This is a genomic window from Porcibacter vitabionis, from assembly GCF_046263795.1.
Classification (GTDB): domain Bacteria; phylum Bacillota; class Clostridia; order Lachnospirales; family Lachnospiraceae; genus Lachnocurva.
In genome coordinates this window covers 48,324-71,882 of record NZ_JBJYZD010000008.1, presented here as the reverse complement: position 1 = coordinate 71,882, position 23,559 = coordinate 48,324, and the positions used below count along the sequence as shown (strand labels likewise).

At 51.7% G+C, this 23,559-nt stretch carries 13 protein-coding genes; all 13 read left to right on the top strand.

Annotation, left to right across the window (positions count from 1 at the left end; genetic code table 11):
- Position 1: 1 nt before the first annotated feature.
- The 13 genes from ACKX2L_RS07460 (at position 2) to ACKX2L_RS07400 (ending at position 23,400) form a co-directional block, all read left to right on the top strand.
- On the top strand, positions 2 to 2,266 hold the full coding sequence (locus ACKX2L_RS07460; protein ID WP_497552968.1) for an alpha-L-rhamnosidase: 2,265 nt from the start codon (positions 2 to 4) through the stop codon (positions 2,264 to 2,266).
- Complete coding sequence (locus ACKX2L_RS07455; RefSeq protein ID WP_497552967.1) at positions 2,250 to 4,040, top strand: family 43 glycosylhydrolase; 1,791 nt, start codon at positions 2,250 to 2,252, stop codon at positions 4,038 to 4,040. The genes ACKX2L_RS07460 and ACKX2L_RS07455 overlap by 17 nt, the downstream gene beginning before the upstream one ends.
- A gap of 12 nt (positions 4,041 to 4,052) precedes the next feature.
- Positions 4,053 to 5,372, top strand: coding sequence for a glycoside hydrolase family 1 protein (locus tag ACKX2L_RS07450; protein WP_497552966.1), 1,320 nt, complete (start codon positions 4,053 to 4,055; stop codon positions 5,370 to 5,372).
- 51 nt (positions 5,373 to 5,423) lie between these two features.
- Positions 5,424 to 6,509, top strand: a complete 1,086-nt coding sequence (uxuA, locus tag ACKX2L_RS07445) for a mannonate dehydratase (RefSeq protein ID WP_497552987.1) — start codon at positions 5,424 to 5,426, stop codon at positions 6,507 to 6,509.
- The gene (locus tag ACKX2L_RS07440; RefSeq protein ID WP_497552965.1) at positions 6,506 to 8,062 is read left to right on the top strand and encodes a mannitol dehydrogenase family protein; all 1,557 of its coding nucleotides are present in this window, start codon (positions 6,506 to 6,508) and stop codon (positions 8,060 to 8,062) included. The genes uxuA and ACKX2L_RS07440 overlap by 4 nt, the downstream gene beginning before the upstream one ends.
- A 320-nt stretch (positions 8,063 to 8,382) precedes the next feature.
- Positions 8,383 to 9,858 carry an NAD(P)/FAD-dependent oxidoreductase gene (locus tag ACKX2L_RS07435; RefSeq protein ID WP_497551087.1) on the top strand — a complete coding sequence of 492 codons (1,476 nt, stop codon included), beginning with the start codon at positions 8,383 to 8,385 and terminating at the stop codon, positions 9,856 to 9,858.
- A 74-nt stretch (positions 9,859 to 9,932) separates the two neighbouring features.
- A complete protein-coding gene (locus ACKX2L_RS07430; RefSeq protein WP_497551086.1) occupies positions 9,933 to 11,354 on the top strand; it encodes a Y-family DNA polymerase in 1,422 nt (473 codons plus the stop codon).
- The gene (locus tag ACKX2L_RS07425; RefSeq protein ID WP_497551085.1) at positions 11,351 to 11,773 is read left to right on the top strand and encodes a YolD-like family protein; all 423 of its coding nucleotides are present in this window, start codon (positions 11,351 to 11,353) and stop codon (positions 11,771 to 11,773) included. The genes ACKX2L_RS07430 and ACKX2L_RS07425 overlap by 4 nt, the downstream gene beginning before the upstream one ends.
- Positions 11,773 to 12,492: a pseudouridine synthase gene (locus ACKX2L_RS07420; RefSeq protein ID WP_497551084.1), complete on the top strand. Its 720-nt coding sequence runs from the start codon at positions 11,773 to 11,775 to the stop codon at positions 12,490 to 12,492. The genes ACKX2L_RS07425 and ACKX2L_RS07420 overlap by 1 nt, the downstream gene beginning before the upstream one ends.
- Before the next feature lie 128 nt (positions 12,493 to 12,620).
- Positions 12,621 to 13,847 (top strand): ATP-binding response regulator, encoded by a 1,227-nt coding sequence (locus ACKX2L_RS07415; protein WP_497551083.1) that lies wholly within the window; start codon positions 12,621 to 12,623, stop codon positions 13,845 to 13,847.
- 98 nt (positions 13,848 to 13,945) lie between these two features.
- Complete coding sequence (locus ACKX2L_RS07410) at positions 13,946 to 17,806, top strand: EAL domain-containing protein (RefSeq protein WP_497551082.1); 3,861 nt, start codon at positions 13,946 to 13,948, stop codon at positions 17,804 to 17,806.
- Between the two features lie 91 nt (positions 17,807 to 17,897).
- Positions 17,898 to 21,653, top strand: coding sequence for a CheR family methyltransferase (locus ACKX2L_RS07405; protein ID WP_497551081.1), 3,756 nt, complete (start codon positions 17,898 to 17,900; stop codon positions 21,651 to 21,653).
- Positions 21,643 to 23,400 (top strand): diguanylate cyclase domain-containing protein, encoded by a 1,758-nt coding sequence (locus ACKX2L_RS07400; RefSeq protein ID WP_497551080.1) that lies wholly within the window; start codon positions 21,643 to 21,645, stop codon positions 23,398 to 23,400. Before ACKX2L_RS07405 ends, ACKX2L_RS07400 begins: the two co-directional genes overlap by 11 nt.
- Positions 23,401 to 23,559 lie beyond the last annotated feature (159 nt).

The window sequence follows — 23,559 nt, the reverse complement described above, 5'->3', positions numbered from 1 at the left end:
CATGAGTATGCTTTTGCAGAACCGCCTGCCCGCACGATGGGAGGCCGAATGGATCGATCCCGAGGTGCCACATGACAAGGAACAGCGGCAGCCCGCCTCTGTTCTGCGCCGCCGTTTCACAATGGATCATACGGGAAATGCCGTGCTCTATATCACTTGTCATGGTTTGTACGAGGCGGTCTTGAACGGCACGCGCGTCGGAAACTTCGTACTGGCACCCGGCACGGGCGACTACCATAAACGATTGTGTGTACAGGCCTATGATGTTTCTGATCTGCTCCGTAAAGGCGAGAACGAGCTGATTGTCACCCTCGGCGATGGCTGGTATCGCGGCTGTGTAGGCATTGACGGGCTGCGGAATTTCTACGGCGAGGATCTCGCCTTGCTCTGCCAGATCGAGCTCGATGGAAAGGCTGCTCTTTGCAGCGATGAAAGCTGGGAGGCCAGTCAGAGCGGACCGATACGCGAGAATGATCTCCAGCAGGGCGAGACATACGATGCCCGCATGGAGGAGATTGCCGACTGGCATGCTGTCACCGTGCGGGACTTCGGCTTTGATCATCTCTGTGGCGAGGACTTCCTACCGGTCTGTGAGCATGAGCGTTTCGAGGGAAAGCTGATCCGTACGCCGAACGGTGAGACGGTGATCGACTTTGGCCAAAACCTTGCCGGCTATACGGAGATTCGTGTAACGGCTAAGGAGGGACAGCGAATCGTGATCTGGCACGGCGAGACCCTGGACGAAAACGGCAACTTCACCCAGTCCAATTTTGACCCGGGCGCGCGTAATAAGAACGGGGGCATCCCGCAAAAGCTGGAATACATCTGTAAAGACGGGCTGAACATCTATAAACCAAGCTTCACGATCTTCGGCTTCCGTTATGCAAAGATAGAAACCGACATTGACCTGACGGATGCGCACTTCACCTCAATCGCTGTTTACTCCGACATGTCGCAGACTTCGTTTTTCAACTGCGGTAACGCTGAGGTGAACCGCCTCTTTGAAAACTGCCTGTGGTCCATGCGCTCGAATTTCTGTGACATCCCCACCGATTGTCCCACCCGTGAGCGCGCGGGATGGACAGGCGACGCAGGCGTCTTCGCACCGACGGGTCTGATGTTGATGGACTGTGCACCGGTTCTGCGCAAATGGCTTGGCGAGTGCCGGCTGGCGCAGAGCGAGGATGGACTGGTACAGAATATTGCTCCGGTAAACAATTCAGGCACGAAGATCTCAAACATGCTGCAGGGCTCCGCCGGCTGGGGCGATGCCTGTGTGCTGGTGCCCTGGGCGATTTATGAGGCTACGGGAGACAGGTCGATTCTTGAGGAAAACTACGACATGATGCGTCGCTGGATGATTTTCTGCGAAAAGCGCGCCGCTAAAACGCGGCCACAGAATCTTTTGAACCCGTATAGAAAGTATCTGGTGGACGAGGGGTTCCATTTCGGCGAGTGGTGCCAGCCGGATGTGGACAACATGGCTGCAATGAAAAAGAACATGATGTTCGGCGCGCCGGAGGTTGCCACGGCTTATTATTTCAGGTCCGCTACGCTACTGTCCCAGATTGCTGCGATTCTCGGTAAACAAGAGGAAGCGGATAAATTCAAGGAAATCGCGGAGGGCGCGAAGAAGGCCTATCGCTATACTTGCACGAAGAACGGCGTGATCAAATCTGACCGCCAGTGCGAATATGTGCGCCCCATCGCTTTCGGGCTGCTGGATAGCAGTGAGGCAGAGGCTGCTGCGAGTGCGCTGAACGATCTGGTCGTTCAGAACGGCTATCATCTGAACACCGGATTTCTCTCCACCCCTGATCTCTGCCGCGTGCTCGCGGACTACGGTTATACGGACACGGCCTATAGGCTTCTGCTGCAGGATGATTGCCCAGGCTGGCTCTATGCGGTGAAGAAGGGAGCAACCACAACCTGGGAGACCTGGGACGGAGTGCGCAGGGACGGCACGGTGCACGATTCCCTCAATCACTACTCCTACGGAGCAATTGCCGGCTGGCTGCTCGATGGTGTCTGCGGTATTCAGTTCAAAGCCGGGAAGCTCATGATCCATCCACATCCACATCCCGCACTTGGCTTTGCCAGGGCTGAGCGGCGTACCTTGTACGGCACGGTCAAAAGCGCCTGGTGCTATAAAAAGGGAAAATTGGTCTTTGATATTTCAGTGCCCGTCCCGGCCGGGGTCGAGCTGCCGAACGGGGTAACACACGAAGTTACCAAGGGAGAATACCATTATGAAGTATATCTGTAACCCTATCAATGTTAACTACCGTTATCAGTTTAATGCCGATCCGCGCAAGGGCGGAGAACTGCAGATCTGCCGTGAGGCAGCCGATCCCTCAATGATTCTTTTCAAGGGTCGTTACTACATCTTCGCCTCCATGACACTGGGTGTCTGGGTGTCGGACGATCTGGCACACTGGGAGAACTATCGTCTGCCGGAGGGGCTGCCTTTCTATGATTACGCTCCGGATGTACGCGTAATCGGAGATTATGTGTACTTCTGTGCCTCTGCACGCGAGCACAGCTGTGACCGCTGGCGCACGAAAGATGTTCTGAACGGCCCCTATGAGCGTATTGAAGGTTCTTTCCCATTCTGGGATCCGAATCTCTTCCTGGATGACGACGGGCGTGTATATTTCTACTGGGGGTGTTCCAACGAGACGCCAATTTACGGTGTGGAGCTTGATCCTGAGACTATGCTTCCGAGGAGCGAAGCAGTTGCTGTCGTAGAAGGCCATCCCTTTGAGATCGGCTACGAGCGCATCGGTGAGGACAACAGCACACTTCCGGCCTCCGCGGAAGAGGTCGAGGCGAGATATCAGGCATATCTCAAGTCCAGGAACATGACGGAGAGCATGGTTCCTGAAAACCTTCGGCCACTGATCCGCGGCATGTTTTCCAACAAGCCTTATATTGAAGGAGCGTGGATGGACAAACATTGCGGGAAGTACTATCTGCAATACGCCACCCCCGGAACGCAGTACAATACCTATTCGGACGGCGTCTATGTGGGCGAAGGTCCGCTCGGTCCCTTCCGCCTGGCAGAAAACAACCCCTATTCCTACAAGCCCGGCGGCTTCCTTCCTGGCGCTGGCCATGGCTCGACGATGCAGGATAAGAATGGAAGCTTCTGGCATACGGCGACGATGCGGATCTCGGTGAATCATGACTTTGAACGCCGTGTAGGACTGTGGCCAGCGGGCTTTGATGATGATGGCGAACTTTTCTGCAACCAGCGTTACGGAGACTGGCCGATGGCGCTTGAAGGTGACCCCTGGCGCGATCCGGCGTGGATGCTTTTGAGCGTGGGCAAGGCAGCGACCGCTTCTTCTTTTGTCCCTGGCCACGAACCTTCGATGGCAGTGGAAGAGAACGTGCAGACCTGGTGGCGGGCAGCAGGCAACAGCCGTAACGAGTGGCTGTGCGTCGATCTCGGGAAGCGATTCAAGGTGCACGCCGTGCAGATTAACTTTGCTGATGACAGGATCGACACTCCCTGTCCCGGAGAGATCCGTCCCGGCTCGCAGGCGCGCTACATCGATGAAGCGGAGCGCATTACACAGTGGAAGCTGGAGGGGAGCGTTGATGGGGAAAAATGGTTTGTCATCGAGGACAAGTCCGACAGCGCAACCGATCTTTCCCATGATCTGATCATACGCGAGGAAGGTATTGATGTCCGTTATCTACGCCTGAGCGATATGGCTGTGCCCTTTGAGCAGGCGCCGTGCGTCTCCGGTCTTCGTGTCTTTGGCCTGGGGGATGGCGAAAAGCCAGCCGAGCCGGTCTTTTCCGCTGCGCGGACGGGAGATCTGGACATGACCATACAGATCAGGGAACAGAAGGACGCTTTGGGATACAACATCCTCTTCGGTTCCTCGCCGGAGAAGTTATATCACAGCTATCTGATTTTCAAGGCCGGCTCTCAGCGGGTCGGTGCGCTGATCAAGGGCCGTGAATACTATGTTCGTGTGGATGCTTTTAATGAAAACGGTATCACTAAGGGCAAGTGTGTGAAACTGTAAGGAGGGAAGAAAATGGCATTTACGAAGGGATTTCTAATCGGCGCAGCGACCGCTGCCCATCAGGTGGAGGGCAATAACAGAAACAGCGACTATTGGATTCAGGAGCATCTGCCGCACAGCAGTTTTATCGAGCCGAGCGGCGAAGCCTGCGACCATTACCACCGTTATGAAGAAGATATAAAGCTGATGGCAGCGGCCGGTCTGAACGCCTATCGTTTCTCGATCGAGTGGGCACGCATTGAGCCCGAGGAAGGGCAGTTCGATGAGCGGGAGATTGAGCACTATCGTGACGTGATCCGCTGTTGTCGGGCGAACGGCATAGAACCCATTGTGACGCTCATGCACTTCACCTCCCCTGCATGGCTGATCCGCAAGGGCGGCTGGGAAGCGGAGAGTACGATCGAGTACTTCCGTCGATATGCCGCTTACGTCACCGAAAAGCTCGGCGCGGAGCTGGACTATATTTGTACGATCAACGAGGCTAACATGGGCCTGCAGTTAGCGGCGATCTCAAAGCGCTTCCGCCTGATGGCCGAACAGGCGGCGAAGAAGGGGGCCTCCGACGCGAAGAAAGCCGAAGGCAAGGTACAAGTAGGAATGAACTTCGAGAAAATGATGGAGAACATGAAGTTCGCCGCCATCGAGAACGCCCAGGCTTTCGGAACACCTCAGCCTCAGATCTTTGTAAGCGCTCGTACGGCTGAGGGCGATGCGCTGGTCTTTCGCGCGCACCAGGCGGCGAAGAAAGCGATTAAGGCTCTTTACCCCGACATCAGGGTGGGCATTACGCTCTCCCTGCATGATCTGCAGGCGATGCCGGGAGGAGAGAGCTATGCCGAGGCTGCCTGGGACGAGGAGTTCAGGCACTACCTGCCGTATATCGCAGACGACGACTTTCTCGGCGTGCAGAATTATACCCGCACGCAGTATGGGCCCACCGGACAACTGCCGTGCCCCGAGGGAGCGGAACTGACCCAGATGGACTATGAGTTCTATCCCGAGGCTCTGGAGCATGTGATCCGCCGTGTCGCAGAGGAATTCAAAGGGGATCTGATCGTCACGGAGAACGGGGTTGCTGTCTCGGACGATGCGCGCCGGGTGGAATTTATCCGTCGGGCGCTCGCGGGTGTTGAGAGCTGCATCAAAGACGGTATCCCCATCAAGGGCTATATGTACTGGAGCCTGTTGGACAATTTCGAGTGGCAGAAGGGATTTTCCATGACCTTCGGACTGATCGCCGTCGACCGCACCACACAGACGCGCATACCAAAGGAGAGCCTCGCCTTCCTGGGGTCTTATAGAAAGGAAACGAGACTGTCCGGTGAAATATAAAGTGGTATCGAATACGTGTGTCTTCAAAAATAAGGAGGAGATTCCATGCCGATGCAAATGGGCTTTCGCTGGTATGGCGAGGGCAACGATAAAATATCTCTGAGCGATATCCGTCAGATTCCGGGCGTGAGTACCATTGTCTGGGCGCTTCATGACAAGCTGCCCGGTGAGATCTGGCATCCGGAAGAAATCAAGCCTGTAGTAGATCAAATCAAGGCGGCAGGCTTCAACGCCGATGTGGTGGAGTCCGTAAACGTGCATGATGACATCAAGATTGGACTGCCTACACGTGACGGCTACATCGACAATTACATTCAAACGATCCGAAACCTAGCCCCTTTTGGCGTGAAGGTCATTTGTTATAACTTCATGCCGATTTTCGACTGGACGCGCTCCGACCTCTTCCACCCGGTAGGGGACGGCTCTACCGCGCTGTACTATCAGAAGGATATGATTCAGGACGATCCGAAAGAAATGGCAGACTACGTGATGAGCTTTACGGAGAAATACCACATGACCTTCCCCGGCTGGGAGCCTGAGCGAATGGCGAAGCTGGACGAGCTGTTTGAGAAGTACAAGGATGTCACCAAGGAGAAGCTCTGGGACAATTTCAAATACTTCCTCGAAAGCCTGATGCCTGTGTGCCATGAGACCGACATCACAATGGCCGTTCATATGGATGATCCGCCCTGGGACATCTTCGGCCTGCCGCGACTTCTGGTAGATGAGGCGAGCATAGACCGTTTTCTTAAGATGGTGGATGATCCCTATAACTGTCTGACTCTCTGTTCCGGAAGCCTGAACGCGAACCCCAAAAACAATGTGGCAGCCATCGTGCGGAAACACTGCGACCGCATTGCCTTCGCCCACATCCGCAATGTCAAGCACTTCCCGAATGGGGATTTTTCCGAGGCGAGCCATCGGGACTGCGACGGAGACACCGGAATTCTCGATATTCTCCGTGCCTATCACGACTGTGGCTATGAGGGCTATATCCGACCCGACCACGGCCGCCACCTTTGGGATGAAAAGCCGGGAAACGTGCGGCCCGGCTATGGTCTGTATGACCGTGCCCTCGGTATCATGTACATGCTGGGTGCCTGGGACCTGATGGACAAGGAGGATGCAGAAAAATGAGATTGAATAATGAGGCTCTGGAGAACCGGGATGAGTGGGAAGCCAAAGGCTACCATCTGCCCGAATACAATCGAGAGACCATGATAGAAAGGACAAGGGCCAACCCGACGTGGCTGCACTTCGGCGCGGGCAATATCTTCAAGGCTCTGCACGGGATGGCCGCTGAACGTATGCTGAACGAGGGGGTGCTGGACAAGGGTATCATCGCCGTCGAGCGCATGAATCACGGCGGCGAGAACTATGACGATCTGGCTGTCGTCGTGACGCTGAAAGCCAACGGAAGCGTGGAGAAAAACATCCTCGGCGCGATAGCCGAGACCTGTTACCTGTACAGCGGCGAAGAACGCCTCAAGGAGATCTTCCGCAATCCCTCCCTGCAGCTTGCCACCTTCACCATCACCGAGAAGGGCTACAGCCTGGCCGGTGATGACGTGAAGGCTGACCTTTTGGCTTCTCCAGAAGAGGCCAGGAGCTACTTGGGCAGGGTCGCCGCACTTCTGTTTGAGCGCTTCAAGGCGGGCGCATATCCGATCGCGATGGTGAGCACCGACAACTGCTCCCATAACGGCGACAGGCTCAAGGAGGCAATGGCCGCCTTTGCCGAGGCCTGGGGCAATGAAGGTTTCCGGAGCTATATCGAAAACGGCGAAAAGGTCTCCTTTCCATGGACGATGATCGACAAGATCACACCGAGCCCCGATCCCGCGGTCGGCGTGATGCTGAAGAGGGATGGTCTGGAAGACTTCGCCCCGGTGCGGAACGCCCGCGGCACGGTCAGGGCGCCATATGTCAATGCCGAGGAGAGCGAGTATCTGGTGTTGGAGGATGACTTCCCCAACGGCCGCCCGGAGCTTGAGAAGGCCGGCTTCTTCTTCACCTCGCGTGAGACCGTCGATAAGGTCGAGCGCATGAAGGTCTGCACCTGTCTCAATCCCCTGCACACAGCTCTGGCCATTTACGGATGCCTGTTGGGCTTTGAGAAGATCTCTGCAGAGATGCAGGATGAGGATCTTCGCAAGCTGGTAGAGATCATCGGCTACAAGGAGGGCCTTCCGGTTGTGACCGATCCCGGCATCATCAATCCGCAGGACTTTATAGATACCGTCGTGAAGATACGGATCCCGAACCCCTTTTTACCGGACACCCCGCAGCGCATTGCCACGGACACTTCTCAGAAGCTGCCCATCCGCTTCGGCGAGACCATCAAGGCCTACCTGGCATCCGACAGGCTGGACGTCAATGATCTCAAGCTCATCCCGCTGGTGTATGCCGGCTGGCTGCGCTATCTGATGGCGGTGGACGATAACGGCAAGCCTTTTGACCCGTCGCCCGATCCCCTGCTGGAGTCCGCTCAGGCTTATGTGAAAGGCTTTAGAATTGGCGAAAAACCCGACTGCTCCAGGCTTGCAGGACTGCTGCACGACAAAACGATTTTCGGCGTCGATCTCATAGAGACCGGACTGTCTGACAAGGTCTGTGCTTACTTTACCGAATTGACCGCAGGCACAGGAGCGGTGCGTGCCACGCTGCACAAATATGTGACGGCGGAATAGAAGAACGAATGCGGTGAACGAACGTATTAGCAGAATAGGCGTGCCTTGCGAAAGCTTTGTGCGCGGGCACCGTTACCAATACCGCTCAGATCGATAGGGGGTGCGGCCATTTTCTTGGAATTGCTATTTAGACAGTCCAAGAAAATGTCCGCACCCCCATATTTTATATATCGATTTCAGGAGCGGCAAGGTTTGGATTGATTGGATCGTATTTTTGAGTAAAATAAAATTAAGGCTTTTCTTGTCCGAAAACGATGGAAAGCGGCTTTATAAGCATAAAAGCAGAACCTTTCAAACCTTAACTTGAACAGGAGTTACCAGTGTCTATAGAATTTACAGATAAGAAATATGATGTCATTATTATCGGCGCCGGCCCCGGCGGGATCTATGCGGCTTATGAACTTGTGAAGAAGGCGCCGGATCTTTCGGTCGGTCTCTTCGAGGAAGGCATGCCGTTAGAGAAAAGGCATTGCCCGATCGATGGTAAGAAGATCAAGTCCTGCATCCATTGCAAGACCTGTTCGATCATGAACGGTTTCGGCGGTGCGGGGGCCTTTTCAGACGGCAAATATAATATCACCAATGATTTCGGCGGCACCCTCTATGAATATCTGGGTCGGGAGAAGACCATTGAACTCATGAAGTATGTTGACCGGATCAATATGGAAAACGGCGGCGAAGGCACCCATCTCTACTCGACTGCCGGTTCCCATTTCAAGACACTCTGCATGCAGAACGGCCTCCAGCTTTTGGACGCTTCGGTCCGCCACCTGGGGACCGACAAGAATTATGTCGTTCTCGAGCATCTCTATGACATCTTGAAGGATCATGTTGATTTCTATTTCAATACGCCGGTCAGCCGCATTGAAGCCCTGCCGGTCGATCCGAAGACTTCCGGAGAGGCCCACGATGCGTCTTCGGAGAAATGTAAGGCGTCGCCTTACATTTACCGGATCCATACCGAGCGTGGTACAGCAGTTTCTAAGAATTGTATCGTTTCTGTCGGCCGGTCGGGTTCCAAGTGGATGGAATCGGTCTGCCGGGACCTCGAGATCGAGACCAGCTCCAACCGGGTGGATCTGGGCGTCCGGGTAGAGCTTCCGGCGCCGATTTTTGAACATCTGACCAGCGAGCTTTATGAGAGTAAGATCGTTTATCGGACCAAGAAGTTCGAGGATCGGGTGCGGACTTTCTGTATGAATCCGAACGGGATCGTCGTCAATGAAAATACCAATGGAATTGTGACGGTCAACGGCCATTCCTTCGAAGATCCGGCCAAGAAAACGGAAAATACGAATTTCGCACTTCTTGTATCCAAGCATTTCTCTGAGCCTTTCCATGATTCCAATGGATACGGTGAATCGATTGCCCGTCTGTCCAATATGCTGGGCGGAGGCGTCATCGTACAGAGGTTCGGCGATCTCGAGAGAGGAAGACGGTCAACAGAAAAGAGGATCGAAGAGGGTACGGTTCGGCCGACTTTGAAGGCAACACCGGGAGATTTGTCTCTGGTTCTTCCCAAGCGGATATTGGACGGCATCATTGAAATGATTTATGCTCTGGACCGGATCGCTCCGGGTACTGCCGGCGACGATACGCTCCTCTATGGCGTCGAAGTCAAATTCTATAATATGGAAGTGCAGTTAAATAAGCGGCTGGAGACCAGATATCCGGGACTTTTCATGATCGGAGACGGATCCGGCGTGACCCATTCCCTGTCGCATGCCTCGGCATCGGGTGTCTTTGTGGCGGATGAGATCGCGGCTGCTTTAGATACAAGAAAGTCTCTGAAATAAGAATAAGAAGCCGAAAAACAGCATACGATAAAACAGACAACCATCGGCTAAAAAGCAGAAAGGAGGTCCCGGCCTTGGGACAGACGGATGATAAGACCTATATCGCGATTGATCTGAAATCCTTTTATGCCTCAGTCGCTTGCCGGGATCTGGGTCTGGACCCTCTGACGACAAATCTGGTTGTTGCAGATCCGACCCGGACGGAGAAAACCATCTGTCTTGCCGTCTCTCCTTCCCTGAAAGCTTACGGGATCCCCGGTCGGGCCAGGCTTTTCGAAGTGAATCAGGTGATAGACCGGATCAATGCAAGCCGTCCCAAAGACCCTGTGACTTTTCGGATTGCCCCGCCTCATATGGCCCGCTATATGGAAGTCAGCCGGCAGATCTACGGAATCTATCTCGGTTTCGTAGCACCGGAAGATATTCAGGTCTATTCGGTAGATGAGGTCTTCATGGACGTGACAGGCTATCTCCACAGCTTTCACAATGATCCGCATGAGATGGCGATGGCCATGATCCATAAGGTCTTAGAGGAGACCGGAATTACAGCAACAGCAGGCATCGGCCCCAATCTCTATCTGGCCAAGGTCGCTATGGATGTCATGGCAAAGCATATCCCGCCGGATCAGGACGGTGTGCGGATCTCTGAACTCTCAGTCCGATCCTACCGGGAGAAACTATGGGATCATAGGCCTCTCACGGATTTCTGGAGGCTTGGTCCCGGCATCGCCAGAAGACTGGAGAAAAACGGCATGCATACCATGGGGTCTGTGGCCTTCATGGCAGCCCATAATGAAGACTGGTTTTTCCGGGAATTCGGCGTCAATGCGGAATTCCTCCTGGATCATGCCTTCGGCTATGAACCCTGTACCATCCGGGATATTAAGAAATTAAAACCAAAGCCCAAGTCCGTCTCGCAAGGGCAGGTCCTGGTTTCGCCTTATATTTATGAAAAGGCCCGCCTGGTCATCCGGGAGATGGCAGAAGTCCTGGCCCTGGATCTTGTTCGAAAGCACTTTTTGGCTGGCAGCATCGTCCTGACGGTCGGTTACGATATCGAGAATCTGACGGATGCGGACCGGCGAAGGAACTATCACGGGCCCATTGTCACGGACCGTTACGGTCGTAAGATCCCGAAGGCCGCTCACGGGACCGAGCGTTTGGAAATAGAGACCAATTCCAATCGGGAGATTGCGGAAGCCACAGTCCGCCTCTTTGACCGGATCGTGGATCCGGATCTTCTGGTCCGTCGTATGTATCTTGTGGCGGATCGGATCCGGGAGGAAGAGCCGGATGTCATTAAGAAGGGACAATTATCCATTTTTGACCTTGCTAAAGACCGATCCATCGATCGAAGAAAAGACCGGAAGGCTCAGGAAGCCATCTTAAAACTCCAGGAAAAATACGGGAAAAATGTGGTTATGAAGGGCATTGATCTGGAAGAAGGCGCAACGCAGCGAGAAAGGAATCATTCCATCGGAGGTCATAAGGCATGAGAGATGAGATCCGACAATTGATTGACCTGGACTGGACCGGCCCTCGCCGGCATCCCCATCTGTCCATGGATAAGAGAGCGGCCCAGTTCAATCCCTTTGCTGCATTGACAGGTTACGAGAATGAGATCCGGGAGGAGGGCCGGCTGACAGAGGATAAGCCGGCCCTTACGGAGGAAGAGAAAGATGCCATCGGTTATCGCCTGCAGGAATTATCGGAAAAACCCGGCACGAGGATCCGTCTGACCTGTTTCCGAAAGGATCCGAGGAAGAAAGGCGGGCAGATCCAAAACCTTTTCGGAACCGTCTCTGCTGTCCGCCCTGTGACCGCTGTCGATCATGGTTTCTTAGACCTTATTGTGGAAGACGTCGGGACGGTCTCTATTTCATTCGATGACATCCTGGAAGTGGAGGAAATATAATGCGGCTGGATAAACTCCTTTCGGATATGAATCTGGACAGCAGAAGCAACTTAAAGAAGGCCATCCGAAAAGGAAATGTCACTGTAAACCAAAGCCCTGTCCGGGATCCGGCTGCCCCGGTTTCCAGGGAAGACAGGGTGACTTATTTCGGCAGGCCTGTGATCTATGAGGAATTTCAATATTTTATGTTGAATAAGCCGGCCGGAGTCCTTTCCGCAAGGTCTGACAAGAGGCAGAAGACGGTTTTAGACCTCTTGCCAAAGGACCGGCGGACGGACCTCTTCCCGGTCGGCCGGCTGGATAAGGATACGACAGGACTTCTTCTCATTACCAATGACGGAGATATGGCTCACCGGCTCCTTGCACCGAAAAGCCATGTGGATAAAGTATACGAAGCTCTTGTTTTGGGAAGAGTCGGATCGAAGGAAGTGGAAGCTTTCCGGGAGGGTCTGGTCCTTGACGGGGATTTTACCGCGGCGCCGGCCGGATTATCGGTCTTGTCAGTAGAGGGGGATCAGAGCCTGGTCCGGATCACCATTCACGAAGGAAAATTTCATCAGATCAAGCGCATGTTTGAAGCGGTCAGCATGGAGGTCCTGACCTTGAAAAGACTACAGATGGGAAGCCTGGTTTTAGACCCGAAACTCTCGGAAGGAGAGGCCAGGAGACTGGATCCTGAGGAAGTTTTCGGACTTGAAAATGATATCAGGAGAATTTAGACTGGAAAGTATGATGACAGGGTCAAAAGCTCGCCAATAGATATGAAAACATGCAGACTTTGAGAGCTAAAAAATAAAAATGGGTGATCGCTTAAAGGAAAGAGACTGCTCCAAGGAGGAAGAGTGAAATGGATTCGGAAAAGATTCTAGAAAAATCGGAAGAAAAGCCAAAGGATCATTCGACAGGCAAGCCGGCAGAATCACAGTCCAAAGACGACCGTGATTTCCTCCTGGAATATCTGGACAACCGGATCCGCACCACCCTGAATTCTCTGCAGGGCCTGGTAAGAGACGGGCGGGAAGAAAACTTTCGGTCCGCCGCTTCCGGGAAGGTTGATCAGATCTTTGCCAGGATCTCACTTTTGGGCAGAGAATTAAAGGATTCTACGGCCGGTATTATGGATCTCTATCTCCGGAATGTGGAAAAGTCCGTCCGGGAGACCGAAAACGTGGAATTAGATCATCTGATCGAGGGCCTTCTTGCCGAGATGCGGCAGGAATGTCAGGACCGGCACGTTATTTTGCGGAATTACCTGGCGGAACTATCGGGGACTCCGGTACGGATCGATCGGAAGCAGGCTTTTTCTCTCATGAATTCTCTTCTCCAGGTAGCTGTAAGATATTCCAATCCCAACAGCACCGTGACCATGCAGGGAAAAAGGCTAGGCAGGGAAGACGGAAAAATTCAATTTGAATTTTCAGCCGAACTTACGGATTCTGCTCTCACCCAGGATCATTTTGTGGAAATGAAGACCCTCTATCGGATGATCCGCCAGCGAGGGATCGGCATCATGCCGGTCGGTCTGGATGACCGTTCGGTCAGTCTCCTTCGTCTCTTCTTCTATGCTGAGGCTATGGGCAGTCCCAATGTGGCATATCGAATGACAGCAGGCGGCATATCCCTCTCTTTCCCCTGTGAAATGGAAGAGGGCAGAAGGGAGAAGAACCTTGCAAGCTGGGGGAATATGTCGGATCTGGCCGGCAAATGGATCCTGCTCGCAGAGGACAACCGGATCAATCAGGAAGTGATCTCCCGCATTCTTACAAGCTACGGAATGTGTGTGATTCTGGCCGGCGATGGTCAGGAAACCTTAAAAATATATCAGGAAAATGAAGACCGGATCGATCTCATCCTCATGGATGTCGTGATGCTGAATATGAACGGTCTGGAAGCGACGCGGCAGATCCGTTCTCTTCCATCCGAAAAGGCAAAGACCGTTCCGGTCATCGCAATCACGGCGGATACCCTTCGAAGGAGCCTGTCAACGGAGCTTCGGGAAAGCGGTATCAATGCCTATCTTTATAAACCGCTTGAGCCGGAGGTCCTGATTCAGGAAATCCGAACTTTCATTTAAGCTTAGAACTGACAGAGGTTGCCTTGTTCGAAGATCTCGGGAGCGGATCTGTTCATTCCTTCCGAATCGAAGGAAACATTTGTCAGACAGGAGAGGGTATGGGTCATATCAGGGATAAGGAGATCGAATACAAAGATTATATCACCTGTTCCTATAACAGGTCGTATATGCTTTGTCTTTTGAAAGAATGGGCATATCGCGCAAAAGAAGAAGAGGACCGGGGCAGGGCCGTACTTCTGTATTTTAATATTTCCGGCTTCAAAATGTATAACGAAGCCTTTGGGATGAAAGAAGGCGACCGCTGTCTCAAAGATGTCGCAGAGGTCTTATCGGATATTTTCGGGAAGGAAGGGACGGCTCGCCTGTCGGCGGATCATTTTGCCTGCCTTTCAGAGGATATAGAAGGATTGGAGAAAAAGGTCAGTCTGGCCCATGACAGGGTATTTCATCTCAGGGACAGCTTCAGCCTGAACCTTCTGACCGGGATTCTTGTTGTAGCGAAAACAGATCTGCAAGCCGAGGATCTGGACATGGCGAAGATAGCCTGCGACCAGCTGCGAAATGACAGTATGCATTATCTGTGCTACTTCACCAATGAGCTAAGGGAGAGTCTGGAGAAAAGACATTATATCCAATCTGCTATTGATGAAGCTATTTCACACTCCTATATTAAGATCTATTATCAGCCGGTGATCCGGACTTTGAATGGGATGGTCTGCTCATTGGAGGCCTTGACTCGTTGGGATGATCCCAAATATGGTCTGATCTCGCCGGCGGATTTTGTTCCTCTTCTTGAGGAGAGGCATCTGTCCTATAAACTGGACAGTTACGTGGTGGATCAGGTGACTTCCATGTTAAAGGAACGCTATGACCGGGGACTTGCCATCGTTCCTGTTTCCGTGAACTTTTCCAGAAGAGATTTTGATGTGATGGATCCCTTCCAACTGGTCAGCAGCATGGTAAAAAAGAAGGGCCTTCATCCCGAATGGATCTGTGTGGAACTTACGGAGACGACCGTCATGGATGCCCCGGAGAAGATCCGGGACCAGATGAGCCGTTTTCATAATGCCGGATATGAAGTCTGGATGGATGACTTCGGCTCTGCTTTTTCTTCTCTGAATTCACTGAAAGATTTTGATTTTGATGAGATCAAACTGGACCGCGGTTTTCTCTTAAATGGCAGTAAGAAGTCTCTGGCCATCGTGCGGTCGGTCATTCAGATGGCCAAGGAGCTGGGCGTTCACACGCTGGCAGAAGGAGTGGAGACAGAGGAACAGCTGGATGCTTTACGGGAAATGGGCTGTGAGAAAATTCAGGGTTATTACTACTCCAGGCCCCTGCCCTTGGATCAGTTACTGATCAAATTAGAGAATCGAAATCTCGTGTTTGAAAATCAGGCGGAAAAAGACTTCTTCGATGAAGTCGGACAGATCGACTTAAATGTGAAAGAACCGCGTGCGATGATCTCCTTCCATGACGATCAGATCCGGCTCTACTATCAGAATCAGGCCTTTCGAGAGATCCTGATGGAGAATGGTCTGACAGGAAAGAAGAGCATTGAAGATGCCCTGAATCGGAATCAGTCCTTCACCAGTGAAAAAATTCTGAAATTGATCCGGTCTGCGATCTTAAGTAATGCGATCGAGACAGCCTATCTCTTCTACATGGGACATTATCTCAGAATTCGAATGAAGAAACTGGCAGACAGCGTCACAGGCTCTATGCTCCTGGTGGAATGTACGGATGCCACGAGAGAGGAGAAGGGAGACATCGTCCGTTTCGATCCGGTTCTTCGAAGTCTGATCCAGTCTTATGAGGATATCTATCTGGTCAATGCCACAAAGCAGGAAATCCAGGTGATCCAGTCCTCAGTGGATGGGGAGAATCCGGGAGATACCTATATCGGGAAACGGGTTCTGGAGTTGATCTGGAACCGGATCTACTTCAAGGACCAGGATCGTTTCCGGGAGAATTCCGGCTATTCCTGCATCAGTCAAGAGATGATTCGCTTGAAAAGGGACAGTTTCAACGCACTTTACCGTATGATCCAGAAAGACGGTTCCATTCAATGGATGGAATTTACCTGGGTTCGGATCCCGGGCATCAATCAGGAGACCTGCCTCTTCTGTATTAAGCCTGCTGCTGTTTCGGCTGCCGAGAATCCTGAAGATCTGGTTCGCCTGCTCTGGCAGGATGACTGGGGCAGTCTGGCAAGGGAAGAAAAAAAACTCGGTAACCGCATGGAAATGGAGCATCTTCTTTTTACGGCTCTGATGGAGCAGTCCAGGATCCACTTCTTCTGGAAAGACCGGGAGAGGAGATTTCTCGGAGCTTCCAGATCCTTCCTGAATTTCTATGGCTTTGATTCGGAAAAGGAGATCATAGGGAAAACAGACGAGGACCAGGGCTGGCATATTGACGGAAGCTTATACAAAGAAGACGAGCTGAAAGTGATCACGCAGGGAAGCACGGTTTATTCCGTCCCCGGCCAGAATGTTTTAAATGGGATCATAAGGAATATTCAGGCGACAAAGTTCCCGGTCTACAAAGACGGTAAGATTGTCGGCCTGATGGGTTATTTTGTTGATGCGGATAAGCTTCTGCCCAAGGCCAGGGCAGCGGAAGCAAACCTGATGAAGGATCCTGTCACGGGATTTCTGTCCATCCAGGGATTCCTGTCTGCCTTATCCGCCTACGAGGACAACTATCAGAAAAATCGGGAAGATTATAGTCTCGGCATACTGTTTTTCCCTTCCTATGACAGAATCTATGATTCTTTCGGCATGCTTTCTGCAGAGAACCTGATCCTTAAGATCGCAGACATCCTTCAGATTTCTTTTCAGGAGAATTGTACGGTAGCCCGCGTGCAGAAGGGGACTTTTGCCATCCTTCGAAAGACTGCGCCCTCCAGGGCAAATTTCGATGAACGGATGAAACAGTGTATGCGGCAGATCGACCGGATTCATGAGATTGACGGGCATGCCATACTGACCAAAGTCGGATACGGATCGGCAAGCCGAAAGGAGACCTATTCGCAGTACCGGCTCCTGGCGGTAACGGTCGGCCGGGTAGAGATCGATGAGACATCGTCCTGGAAACTGACTTCAGCGGAACTGGAATTTCGCATGGCGGAGTATGAGAAGATTTTTGATAAGGTCCATATTGTAAATGTACCAAGTCGAAGTATTGTAGAACCTTTTCGCAGCGATCCCGAGAATATGGAAGATGGTTTCTGCTGGAAGCATTGGGGGATGAACGAACGCTGCAGGGATTGTCTGGCTGCAAGAGCTATGGCAAGAGGAGGCAAGGAAATTGCGATTCAGCACAGGGCTGACGGGACTTATCTCATGCTTGCACATCCGCTCCTTTTCCAAGGCAAAGAGTACTGCCTGGAGGCGGAGGTCCGGGTAGAGAATGAGGCTCTTACGAGTAAACGGCACATTGCCCTGCCGACTTTTCAACAGGACAAGGAATATATCGATCCGGTGACTGGTCTAAGAAACCGCCGGTATTTTGAAGAGCAGCTGGCCGGCTGCAGAGCAGGGGCATTGGCCGCAATAGAAATCCTGAATTACAGGAAGCTGCAGGATCTGATCGGAAAAGAGAAGGCAGAAGGCCTGTTAAGGGAATTGGGGCAGATTCTTCAGGACAGTTTTCGAAAAGAAGATCTGCTGTTCCATTATGACGGCGGTGAATTTATCGCAATTCTGGATCAGATCAGCGAAGAGACTCTGAAAGGGCGTCTGCACTTGATTCGGAATGCGGCGGAAAGTATCCTGGCTATGCATGGTGCTGTTGCCTGTCAGATCAGAGTGGCAATTGGTGCAGTTTACGGGGAGGGTGATATCGAAGATCTTATTTTCCGGGCAGAGAAGAACCTCTATCTGGCCCGTCGGGAGAAGAAGGGTATCCTCCTGACGGAAAGCGACAAGGAATCTTTTGATTCGGGTGAAATATAGACCGATTCGATCATTCCGACCAGGGAATGAAAACCGGTCCGGATCGTCAGATGTCGGATCCGGATGGAATTGGTAGAAAAGAGGGTGTTTTATGGAGTATGAAAGAGAAATGAAAAATACAGGCCTGGTGACAAGGCCGAATTGTCTGGTTGGAGTCGGTGCCAGTGCCGGAGGGCTCGAGGCTCTCCAGCAGTTTCTGACCTTCCTGCCTTCCAATACCGGTATGGCCTTTGTGATCATACAGCATCTGGCACCGGATCATAAGAGCCTTCTGACCGAGATCCTTGGGAAATATACCAATATGAAGGTGGTAGAGATCGAGGACGGGATGAAACTGGAAAAAAATCATGTCTACATGATCCCGCCCCGTTTCGATGTGGAAGTCCAGGGCGACATCCTTCGCCTGCATGAATACAATACCCAGCTTATCAATCATCCCATCGATATTTTCTTCCGCTCCATGGCGTTTTCCTTCGGGAATCGTTCTGTTGCAGTCATCCTTTCGGGCACGGGATCTGACGGAACGAATGGGATACGTTTTATCAAAGATCAAAATGGCATGATCATCGTTCAGTCTCCGGAATCGGCGAAATTCGACGGCATGCCAAGAAATGCGATCGCAACCGGTTTTGCGGATCTGGTGCAGAATCCCGAGTCCATTGCCAGGGAAATGGCCCATATCGCATCTTCCATGGTTGATGACAGTGCAAAATTAAAGCTCTCGGATCAGGATCTCATGGCCCAGATCTTCTCCATTCTTCGGAATGTGACCAATATCAACTATACCTATTATAAGCAGACGACGATCTTACGAAGGATCGAGCGGCGGCTGGTGATCACCCATAATCCTAATCTCCAGGCCTATGTCAACTATCTCAACAACAATCCCGACGAAGCCAAGCTTCTGGCCAAGGAGGTTCTGATCGGTGTCACTTCCTTCTTCCGGGACAGTGATTATTTCGATGTTCTGAAAGAAAATGTGATTAAGCTGATCCTGAAAGAGGCGCCTCAGTCCAAGCAGATCCGGGTCTGGGTAGCCGGCTGCTCGACCGGTGAGGAAGCCTATTCGATCGCCATTCTCTTCCTGGAAGCCATGGAAGAATTAAATATTCACAGGAAGGTGAAGATCTTTGCAACGGATCTGGACTCGGATGCCATTGCAACCGCCATGAAGGGGACCTATGGCGATAATATCATTGAAGACGTCTCCATCAGTCGTCTGTCCCGCTTCTTTGTCCGTAAGGGCAATAAATATCAGGTTCGGCGAAATGTCCGTCAGATGATCATTTTTGCCAAGCATAATGTCTTCCAGGATCCCCCTTTCGGAAAACTGGATCTCATCAGCTGCCGGAATGTCCTCATCTACTTCCAGACGGTCCTGCAGAAGAATCTTTTCTCGATCTTTCATCGGGCTCTGAATGACCATGGATATCTCTTCCTTGGAAAATCGGAATCCGTCACGGATTATGATGATGTCTTCCGCACAGTCTGCCCCAATGAGAAGATCTTCATTCATAATGTTTCCGGCAAGGCGCCTGCCCACGAGGAATTGGGCTACAGTCTTCAAAGTATAGAGACCAACCTGGAACCGGTAGCAGATCAGGGCACGGAAGAAGAATCTGAGGAGCAGGTGGCTTCCAATGAACTGAATACCAGCATTCTGGAGAATCTGATGCCGGCGACAGCTCTTCTGGACGGGAAAAATGAACTGATCCGGACCTACGGGGATTGTTCTAAATTTCTCTCGATCCCGGTCGGACTGGCAACACTGGATATCTTCATGCTGCTGCGGTCAGATCTGAAAATCGCGGTCTCGACAGCTCTTCGGGAAAGCCGAAGCAAAAAGGCCAGGGTTGCCTATGATAAGGTTCCTTTCCAGTCCGATGGGAAGGAAGAATATATTACCTTGGTTGCCCAGCCGGTTTTCGATCAGAATGGCAGGAATACGGACTATACCGCCATTGTTTTCATACAGGGCAATCAGGAAGTCAGCGGAGAAGTGAAGGATTTTAAGATCGACACGGCAGCATCCGAGCGGATCGCAAATCTTGAGACCGAGCTTCGTGGTACCCGGGACAAGCTGAAACAGGCGGTTTCGGAACTGGAATCGGTCAATGCCGAACTTCAGGCGGCAAATGAAGAGCTTTTGACTTCCAATGAGGAATTACAGTCTTCGAATGAGGAGCTGCAGTCGGTCAATGAAGAGCTCTATACCGTAAACAGTGAATATCAGGCCAAGGTCAAGGAATTGGGAGACTTGAATGATGATATGGCCAATTTCCTGTCAACGACTCTGATCGGAATCATCATGGTCGATAAGAATCTGAATATCCGAAAGTTCACCGAATATATCGCATCGGAATTCAATATCGGGGAGCAGGATGTCGGAAGATCCTTGAAATACCTGACCTTCAGTTTCGCCACGGTCGACCTTTTGAATCAATGCCGACAGGTCCTGGAGACCGAAGAAGCGATGGAAGAGCATTGCGCATCGACTTCAGGAAAGACCTATCTCATCCGGATTGCTCCTTACCGGAGTCATATCACAGACCCGGATACCGGCAAGAATACAGACGGACAGATCCAGGGCCTGGTTTTGACTTTCGTGGATACGACGAAGCAGATCGATGACCAGGAACAGGTGGAGGAATTGTCCAGAGCCCTTCGGAAAGCAGTGGAAGAAGGAAGGGAAAAGGAGAGCTTCCTGTCTCATATGTCGCATGATATGCGGACGCCTCTGACAGCGATCCTCGGCCTGACCCAGCTTGACCTCCAGAAGCCGGATCTTCCGGAGGACCTTGCGGAGGATCTTGGCAAGGTGGAAGCATCCAGTAAATATCTCTTAGGATTAATTGAGGAGATCCTGGAGACCAGTCAGATCCATGCCGGAAAGATCGTTTCGGTCTCCTCTGCGATCCGGGAAAAAACGATTGTAGATAATATCGAAAAGGTCATGGCCGTTCAGATGAAGCAGATGGGACGGGATTTTCAGATCCAGGTTACCGGCAGCGTCAACAGGGTGGTCATGGCAGATGCAAAGCATTTGGAGAGAGTGCTTGTAAATCTGCTTCAGAACAGCCTGAAATATACCAAGAAGGGAGGACATATCCGCCTCGGCGTTAATGTCCGTTATGCGGGCAGTACAGCTCGCTATACTTTCACGGTAAGGGATGATGGCGTCGGTATGAGTAAGGACTTCCAGAAGAGAATGTATCTGCCTTTTGAGCAGGAAGGAAAGAATCCGGATGGCGGAGAAGGTGGAAACGGCCTCGGTCTCTATATCGTTAAGACTCTGACCTCTATTATGGATGGTGACATTTCCTGTATCAGCGAAGAAGGGCATGGAACGGAATTCATCCTGCACTTTACCTTCCCTCTGGCGACGGATGAACAGGTCCGCCTGGCTTCTTATCATGCTGAGACCTATGAGGAACAGGTCCTTTACGGAAAGAATGTGCTTTTGGTCGAAGATAACCGGATCAATGCAGAAGTCATCATGAAGATCCTGAAGACCAAGGGCATTCATTATGAACTGGCAACGGATGGACAAGAGGCTCTGGATCTCTTCCGTACCCAGGGAGCTTATCATTTCCAGGCGATCCTTATGGATCTTATGATGCCTGTCATGGATGGAAAGGAATGTACCAGAGAGATCCGTAATCTCAATCAGGAGGATGCGAAGACGATCCCGATTCTGGCGCTTACGGCGGATGCCTCTCAGGGGACGGAAGAATCCTGCTTAAGGGCCGGAATGGATGGTTATATCGAGAAACCGATCGAACCGGACCATCTTTTTTATAAGCTGGCGGAAGCTTTTGAAAGGAGGGATACCGCCGATGGACAATAATCTGAGAAGTGTCTGTGATTATCTGGATCAATGGGGAGCAGATACCAAAGCAGGGCTTCGAAGGGTTCTTGAAGATAAGGATTTCTATTATAAGCTGCTCCTGGAATTCAGCCAGGATGATGCCCTTCGAAGGCTTGAAAACGCCATTGACAACAGTGAGTGGCAGCAGGCATTTGTGATCGCTCATGATTTAAAAGGAGCAGCCTTAAGTCTCGGGCTTTTGCCTTTAAGCCGTACCATTTCCGCTGTCGTCGAGGATTTAAGGTCAGAAGTCCGTCCGACTCTGACAGATGATCTCGGGAAATTTCAGCGCCAGTGGCAGCAGTATCAGAAGATCATCCAGTCCTGGACGGTCACGCCGACCGCTGAGGGAGAGGGGGATGATAGGATCTCCTCTCAGAAGCTTGTCATTCCGGATTTCTGTCATGATCTTCCGGTTGTCTATGTGATCTATCGGAGTGTATTGAAACCGGATACAAGCATTCCGGAGGACCTTCTTTATCTGGATATGTCCGATGCCTATTGCAAGCTGATCGGACGGGAACGAAAGAAACTGATCGGTCATACGCATTCGGAAGTCTTCGGATCAGTGGATCCCTCCTGGATCGAATCTGCTTCCCGGGCCTCTGTCTATCGGCGGAAATCGGACAGCCACTATTTCGACCGTCTGACGGATCGCTGGTATCATCTGACCGTTGCTCCGATCGGCATCCCCGGCTGTTCGGTTTTCTCCTTCCAGCCGGTGGAAGATACCCAGTCCGACCGAAAGGCTCTGCTTCGAAACCAGAATACGGATAAGCTGATCTTACAGATCTGCAGGACACTCGATATGGATGCTGATTATTCCAGAGCCATGCAGAGAGTGCTGGAGGAATTGAGCCATGTGATCCATCCTGACCGGATCTATATCGTAGAGAAGAAAGGCCCTCTCATTCGGAATTCCTTCGAATGGTGTGCGTCCGGAGTTGAGCCTCTCTTAAAAAAGCTGGGATCCAAGGTCAATCCGGAGATTAGCCGGGGCTGGGGGATTGAGAACGGATCTCCTCATCTGAGTCTGGTCGAAGATATTGAAGAGCTTCGGGATCGCTTTCCGGTCAATTACCAGATCATGAAGAAGGAAGGCATCCGCAATATGATGACAGTTCCCTTCTATTCCGGAGGAGAGGCCATCGGTCTCATGGGTATTCATAATTTCACGCCGAGTGAAACGGTTGATATCCGAAAAGTCATGCAGAATGTCGCTTTCTTTATTTCCGTAAAAGTATCAAACCATATTCTGATGGACCGTCTGGAGGATCTGAAGAAATATGATAAGACGACCGGGGCAAAGAAGAGAGAAGATATGCTGAAATGCCTGCAGAGGATTCAGACCAGGGATCAATCAGCCGGGATCATTTATTGCAATCTGAATTCCATGAAGGAGATCAATGACAGGCAAGGCTTTATGGGAGGCGATGAAGTCTTAAGAAGAGCCGTCCAGATCTTGTCGGACCTGTTCGGGAGACAGAATATCTACCGGATCGGAGGCGATGAATTTCTTGCCTTGGTCAGTGAAAAGAGCGAAGAAAAATTCCTGGATATGGTGCGTTCCCTGCGGGAACTGCAGACCGATCCGGCCACTCCTTCCATGGCGATCGGATCCGCCTGGGTCAGCCATGGCATGGAGGTAAAGGCAGGGATTCGAAAGGCTGATCAGGCTATGCAGGAAGATAAGAGAAAGTATCAGATGAGCCATCGTATGGCATGATCGATTACAGGGGCGGGAGTTGGAAAGTTAAGAAAACCGGTATGGCCCTGCAGCTTGTGATAAAGGTTCGGCCTTCTTTTGGAAATGCGTGTTTTTGCAAGATCCAACCGCATAATTGCCGTCGGGTCTGTGCTATGATAAGAAAGGCTCAGCTGCCAT

Excerpts from the sequence above, each read along its gene's own strand:
- ACKX2L_RS07460 (WP_497552968.1), top strand. The coding sequence starts at position 2 with ATGAGTATGCTTTTGCAGAACCGCCTGCCCGCACGATGGGAGGCCGAA.
- ACKX2L_RS07455 (WP_497552967.1), top strand. The coding sequence starts at position 2,250 with ATGAAGTATATCTGTAACCCTATCAATGTTAACTACCGTTATCAGTTT.
- ACKX2L_RS07450 (WP_497552966.1), top strand. The coding sequence starts at position 4,053 with ATGGCATTTACGAAGGGATTTCTAATCGGCGCAGCGACCGCTGCCCAT.
- uxuA (WP_497552987.1), top strand. The coding sequence starts at position 5,424 with ATGCAAATGGGCTTTCGCTGGTATGGCGAGGGCAACGATAAAATATCT.
- ACKX2L_RS07440 (WP_497552965.1), top strand. The coding sequence starts at position 6,506 with ATGAGATTGAATAATGAGGCTCTGGAGAACCGGGATGAGTGGGAAGCC.
- ACKX2L_RS07425 (WP_497551085.1), top strand. The coding sequence starts at position 11,351 with ATGAGAGATGAGATCCGACAATTGATTGACCTGGACTGGACCGGCCCT.
- ACKX2L_RS07420 (WP_497551084.1), top strand. The coding sequence starts at position 11,773 with ATGCGGCTGGATAAACTCCTTTCGGATATGAATCTGGACAGCAGAAGC.
- ACKX2L_RS07415 (WP_497551083.1), top strand. The coding sequence starts at position 12,621 with ATGGATTCGGAAAAGATTCTAGAAAAATCGGAAGAAAAGCCAAAGGAT.
- ACKX2L_RS07410 (WP_497551082.1), top strand. The coding sequence starts at position 13,946 with ATGGGTCATATCAGGGATAAGGAGATCGAATACAAAGATTATATCACC.
- ACKX2L_RS07405 (WP_497551081.1), top strand. The coding sequence starts at position 17,898 with ATGGAGTATGAAAGAGAAATGAAAAATACAGGCCTGGTGACAAGGCCG.
- ACKX2L_RS07400 (WP_497551080.1), top strand. The coding sequence starts at position 21,643 with ATGGACAATAATCTGAGAAGTGTCTGTGATTATCTGGATCAATGGGGA.